Raw genomic sequence first — 6,079 nt, 5'->3', positions numbered from 1 at the left:
ATTTCAGGGTCAAGAACCTGTTTAAGTTTATCTAGTGTATGTACATCATTTAAAAATGAATACATGTTATCGAAGTGCTGAATGAGAGACATAAAAAAATCCGATATTATTTCTAATATCGGATTTTGAAGCCATGGAAAGATCAGTCAAGTGATCATAAAAATATTCTTAACTGATCTGCATTACTCACAAGGAGCGGCTTTTTAAAAAGGATAATTTAATCTCAATTAAGGCATTGAGTCTAAATCGGCACCTTCTTTTTCAATCACCTCTGGTATTAAATCTTCTTTACTTACGCCCATGGCAATAGCCACCGAGCTGGCAACGTAAACTGAAGAATATGTACCAATAAATACACCAAATAATAGTGCGGTAGCAAAGCCATGAATAGTTTGGCCGCCCCATACAAAGAGTGCAATCAATACTAAAATAGTGGTAATTGATGTAACTAAAGTACGATTAAGTGTTTGCGTAAGTGACAGGTCAATAATTTCAATGGTGTCGTCAATACGTACTTTACGGAAGTTTTCACGGATACGGTCTGATACAACAATGGTATCGTTTAGTGAGTAACCTATCACGGCGAGTATTGCTGCCAAAATAGTTAGGTCAAACTCTAAACCAAGCACCGAGAATAAACCAATCGTAATGATTACATCGTGTAATAGTGCCCCCACTGCACCCACAGCAAAGCGCCATTCAAAGCGAAATGCCACGTAAATTAAGATACATATAAGCGCAGTTAACATGGCAAGGCCACCCTGCTCTTTTAAGTCTTCACCTACACTTGGGCCTACAAACTCAATACGGCGCATTACTACGCTATCATCAGCTTGTTTAAGGGCAGCAATTACTTGGTTACCAATCACTTCTGCTTTTACATCATCACCGCGAGGGGCTAAACGGACCAGTATTTCTTGGCTTGAGCCAAAAAGCTGTACCGATGCATCAGCAAAGTCGTTTTCGGCCAGTACATTACGTACTTTTTTCAGATCGGCAGGTTGTGAAAAACCTACCTCAACTGCTGTACCGCCGGTAAAATCTAAACCGAAATTTAAGCCTTTAACAAAAAGTGACGCCAGCGACGCTATGATTAATAACGTAGAAAAGCCCATTGCCACTTTTCGAAGAGACATGAAACGAAGGGTTTTTCCGCCCAATCTTAAAATTTGCATGTCTGCTCCTTAAATTGAAAGTTTATCAACACGTTTACCACCAATAAATAGGTTGATCACCGCACGGGTACCTACAATTGCTGTAAACATAGAGGTTAAAATACCAATTGCTAGGGTTACCGCAAAGCCTGCAACAGGACCGGTACCAACAGCAAACAAGATAATCGCCGCAATTAATGTGGTGATATTGGCATCAAAAATAGTACTAAAGGCGCTATCGTAACCAAAATGAACCGCTTGTTGAGGGCTGCGGCCATCAGCAAGCTCTTCACGAATACGCTCAAATATAAGTACGTTCGCATCAACAGCCATACCAACGGTTAGTACAATACCTGCGATACCGGGCAGGGTAAGCGTTGCACCTGGAATTAACGACATTACACCAATAATAAGTACTAAGTTGGCAGCCAGTGCGATATTCGCAACAAGACCAAAACCTTTGTAGTAAATAAGCATAAAGGCCAGTACAAATGCAAAACCTAAGGCTACAGCGGTCATACCCGCTTCAATGTTTTCTTGACCTAGGCTTGGTCCAACCGTTCGTTCTTCTACTATTTGAATAGGCGCAACCAGTGCACCCGCGCGAAGTAGTAAACTTAAGTTATGTGCTTCAGCGGGGTTATCAATACCGGTAATACGGAATGAACGGTCAAGACGCGCTTGAATGGTTGCTACGTTAATCACTTCTTCCACTTTAATTGGTGGAAGTGCTTTACCTTCGCTATCTTTTTTACCCGATGGCTTGTACTCAATAAACACGGTAGCCATACGTTTACCAATAGCGCGTTTGGTGAAGGCATTCATTTTTGCCCCACCTTTACTATCGAGTTTAATGCTTACTTGTGGACGCTGATACTCATCTGCACCCGACTGCGCGCCAGTAATATGGCTGCCTTCAAGAATGATGCGTTTTTTTAGTACCACAGGATAACCATCACGGCTCATGATCATTTCAGTGCCCGGTGGGATACGACCTTGAGCAGCGGCGCTTATATCAGCATTTTCGTCAACTTCACGAAACTCAAGTGTGGCCGTTGCACCTAAAATTTCTTTAGCGCGAGCGGTATCTTGAATCCCTGGTAATTGCACAATAATGCGTTCAGCACCTTGGCGCTGTACGTTTGGCTCTGCAACCCCAATTTGGTTGATTCGGTTACGAATAATCGTTTCGTTTTGCTTGATAGCATAGTCACGAATTTCTTTTAGCTTTAGCTCACTCATAGTGACAAAGAATGCGTTATCGTTACTACTATCATCAATGTAGACGTTTAATGGGTAACGGCTTTCTAAAAAGCGCTCTGCAGCGTCTTTATCTTCTTCGTTACGCATTTCTACACGCATACGCTCAGAGCCAGCTACACGGCGCACACTACGATAACGTAGCTTTTCTTCGCGCAGGTCGCTACGAAAATCTTGCTCCATTTGCTCAAGCTGATTATCAACCGCAGTGACCATGTCGATTTCCATGGTGAAATGCACACCACCACTTAAATCTAGGCCCAACTTCATAGGGTTACCGCCAAGCGACTTTAACCAAGCCGGTTGTGCAGGAGCCATATTAATCGCTGAGATATAATCACTACTAAGCGAGTTACGCAGTAAGTCTTGCGCTTTTAGTTGATCTTCAACATTTTTAAAACGAACAAGAATTTGCCCATCTTCAAGCTTTGTCGATTTAGCGCTTACGTTATATTTTTTGAGGATTGCGTTTACTTTGTCTACAACACTGAGGTCAACATCGGTGCCTTTAGCGCCAGAAACCTGTATGGCCGGATCGCGGCCATACAGGTTTGGTGAAGCATATAAAAGGCCAATGGCTAACACAGCTAAAACAAGTAAATACTTCCAAATTGGAAACTTGTTTAACACGGGGTCGTCCTTATTATTTTTATAGCGACTTCATTGTGCCTTTAGGCAATACAGCAGATACTGCTGATTTTTGTACTGTTACTTCTGCTTGCTCATTTAATGAGATCACGATGAAGTCTTTATCTTCAGCAATTTTTACGATTTTACCTACTAAACCACCTTGGGTTAGCACTTCATCGCCTTTTGCCATCGCGCTCATTAAGCTTTTATGCTCTTTTACGCGCTTTGCTTGCGGGCGGTAAATTAAAAAGTAAAAAACCAAACCAAAAATCGCTAACATAATTAGCATTTCCATACCGCCGCCTGCTGCAGGTGCGCCAGCGCTGGCATGTGCGTTTGAAATAAATAAACTCATAATACTTCCTCTTTAATTTTTAAATTTTAATTTGTTGTATCAGCTAGCTCTGGCACTTCTTGGCCTCGGCGAGCGTAAAAATCGTGTACAAATGCCTCTAGTTGACCTTCGCTAATAGCATTACGCAAACCTTCCATAACACGTTGATAGTATCGTAAGTTATGGATAGTGTTTAGTCGTGCGCCAAGAATTTCGTTACATTTGTCTAAATGATGCAAATAAGCACGCGAATAATTCTTACAGGTATGGCAATCACACTCTGGATCAAGTGGGCCAGTATCTGTTTTATGCACTGCGTTACGGATTTTTATGATGCCAGTAGTAATAAATAAGTGACCGTTACGTGCATTGCGCGTTGGCATTACACAGTCAAACATATCTATACCACGGCGAACCGATTCAACTAGGTCTTCTGGCTTGCCAACACCCATTAGGTAACGCGGTTTGTTTTCTGGCATTTTATAAGCACAATGATCAAGAATATTAATCATTTCATGTTTAGGCTCACCCACCGATAAACCACCGAGTGCATAACCATCAAAACCAATTTCTTCAAGGCCCGCTTGTGACTGTGCACGAAGCTCAGGATACATACCGCCTTGAATAATACCAAACAATGCTGATGGGTTGTCGCCATGCCCTTCTTTTGAACGCTTAGCCCAACGAAGAGAAAGCTCCATAGAGTCTTTGGCTTCTTTTTCGGTGGCAGGATATGGCGTACATTCGTCAAATATCATCACGATATCTGAGCCAAGATCACGCTGCACTTCCATTGACTTTTCTGGCGACATCATAATTTGGTCACCATTTACAGGCGATTGGAACATCACACCTTCTTCAGTGATTTTACGCATTGCACCAAGGCTAAATACTTGGAAACCGCCTGAGTCAGTTAAAATTGGGAAGTCCCAATTCATAAAGTCATGTAAATCACCATGCTGTTTAATGATTTCAGTACCAGGGCGCAACATTAAGTGAAATGTATTGCCCAAACAAATTTGTGCACCGGTTGCTTTTACTTCATCAGGTGTCATACCCTTAACCGTGCCGTAAGTACCTACAGGCATAAACGCTGGTGTTTCTATTACACCTCGATCAAAAATCAAGCGGCCGCGGCGCGCTTTGCCATCAGTGCAGTCTAATTCAAATTTCATAATATCCTCTGTGTCGGAAAAACAGTCCAACAAGCTATAATTTAACCGCTCGATTCTACCCTTTTTACCACCCTATTACTATTAGCAGTGAGAAATTCACTATGCTTATGAGTAAAATAAAAACCGATAAAGCTGAGAATTATTTACGGGTCAAAAACATCGCATCGCCATAGCTAAAAAAGCGATACTGTTGTTCAATCGCCGTATTGTAAGCGCCCATAATGTTGTCTTGCCCTGCAAAGGCACTAACTAACATGATCAGAGTTGATTCGGGTAAATGGAAGTTAGTTACCATGGCATCAACAACGTTAAATTGATAACCCGGAAAAATAAAGATATCGGTATCGCCAAAGTAAGTATCTAGCTTGCCGCCATGTATTTTTGCGGCTGACTCTAGTGATCGTACTGAAGTTGTACCTACTGCAATCACACGCCCGCCTTTGGCTTTAGTACTGGCAACCGCATCAACCACATCTTGTGGCACTTCAATATATTCTGAGTGCATGATGTGCTCATCAACACTTTCTACCCTAACTGGCTGGAATGTACCTGCGCCAACATGCAAGGTAACAAACGCCATTTGTACGCCTTTGTCTTTAAGCGCAGTCATAAGTTTATCGTCAAAATGAAGACCTGCCGTAGGTGCAGCAACAGCGCCTGGCTTTTCGCCATATACCGTTTGGTAACGCTCACGGTCGGCTTCGTTATCTGGGCGGTCAATATAAGGAGGAAGCGGCATGTGGCCCACATCATTTAAAATATCGAGCACATTTTCACTGCGGTCAAACTCAAGCTCAAATAAGGTATCATGGCGTGCCACCATAATAGCTTTTGCTTTGCCCTCTAAAATGAGTACATTACCTGGCTTTGGGGATTTACTCGCACGAATATGCGCAAGAACGCGGTGTTCATCTAATACACGCTCTACCAGCACCTCAACTTTACCGCCTGATTCTTTTTGACCAAACATACGCGCAGGTATTACTTTGGTGTTGTTAAAAACCAGTAAATCGTTTTCGTTAACCAGTTCAAGAATGTCACTAAATATTTTATGCTCAACAGCACCGCTCGGCCCATCTAAGCTCAATAAACGGCTACTGGTTCTGTCTGCTTTAGGAAAACGAGCAATTAATTCATCAGGTAAGTCAAAGCTAAAATCAGCTACGCGCATTGTTAGAATTCCACATCATTTAAAATCGCGCCAAGTGTATACCCAAACCACCTCAAAATGCGAGTGTCGTCGGAATTAAAAGCGATTTAGGCAAGGCATTGATTGCAAATAATAGTGGTTCTATTATTAATATCAATAACGCAGTATAAATCGCTTTTAAACCAACCCGTGGGCGTTTCACAGGGGCATACTCTCATCGTTGCTACTTCTTGAAAGGGACTACCATGACTGCAAAGTATCGCCTTGATATTAAGCCCCTGTGAAGCGCTGAATTCTGCATTTTGAGGTGGTTTGGGTATTTAACTATTAGTAATAAAGCTCAAGATAACCCTTATATTCTCCCTAATTAGCTATC

General features: G+C 42.1%; 5 protein-coding genes. All 5 read right to left on the bottom strand.

What is annotated here, in order from left to right; all coding sequences use genetic code 11:
• Positions 1–227: 227 nt before the first annotated feature.
• The 5 genes from secF to queA all read right to left on the bottom strand — a co-directional run bounded on the left by secF (position 228) and on the right by queA (position 5,724).
• Entirely contained in the window at positions 228–1,175 is a 948-nt protein-coding gene (gene secF / locus CWC30_RS13060) for a protein translocase subunit SecF (RefSeq protein ID WP_013465987.1), read from the bottom strand.
• Positions 1,176–1,184: 9 nt separating this feature from the next.
• Positions 1,185–3,044 carry a protein translocase subunit SecD gene (gene secD, locus CWC30_RS13055; RefSeq protein ID WP_138627303.1) on the bottom strand — a complete coding sequence of 620 codons (1,860 nt, stop codon included), beginning with the start codon at positions 3,042–3,044 and terminating at the stop codon, positions 1,185–1,187.
• A 19-nt stretch (positions 3,045–3,063) separates the two neighbouring features.
• Positions 3,064–3,399 (bottom strand): preprotein translocase subunit YajC, encoded by a 336-nt coding sequence (yajC, locus tag CWC30_RS13050; protein ID WP_010391747.1) that lies wholly within the window; start codon positions 3,397–3,399, stop codon positions 3,064–3,066.
• A gap of 26 nt (positions 3,400–3,425) precedes the next feature.
• Positions 3,426–4,553, bottom strand: coding sequence for a tRNA guanosine(34) transglycosylase Tgt (gene tgt, locus CWC30_RS13045; protein ID WP_036980274.1), 1,128 nt, complete (start codon positions 4,551–4,553; stop codon positions 3,426–3,428).
• A 139-nt stretch (positions 4,554–4,692) separates the two neighbouring features.
• Positions 4,693–5,724 carry a tRNA preQ1(34) S-adenosylmethionine ribosyltransferase-isomerase QueA gene (gene queA / locus CWC30_RS13040; protein ID WP_008466350.1) on the bottom strand — a complete coding sequence of 344 codons (1,032 nt, stop codon included), beginning with the start codon at positions 5,722–5,724 and terminating at the stop codon, positions 4,693–4,695.
• Positions 5,725–6,079 lie beyond the last annotated feature (355 nt).

The organism is Pseudoalteromonas sp. S4741, assembly GCF_005886135.1.
GTDB classification, from domain to species: Bacteria; Pseudomonadota; Gammaproteobacteria; order Enterobacterales; family Alteromonadaceae; genus Pseudoalteromonas; species Pseudoalteromonas tetraodonis.
The sequence above is the reverse complement of the archived record's forward strand: the minus strand, read 5'-3'. Positions and strand labels throughout refer to the sequence as shown.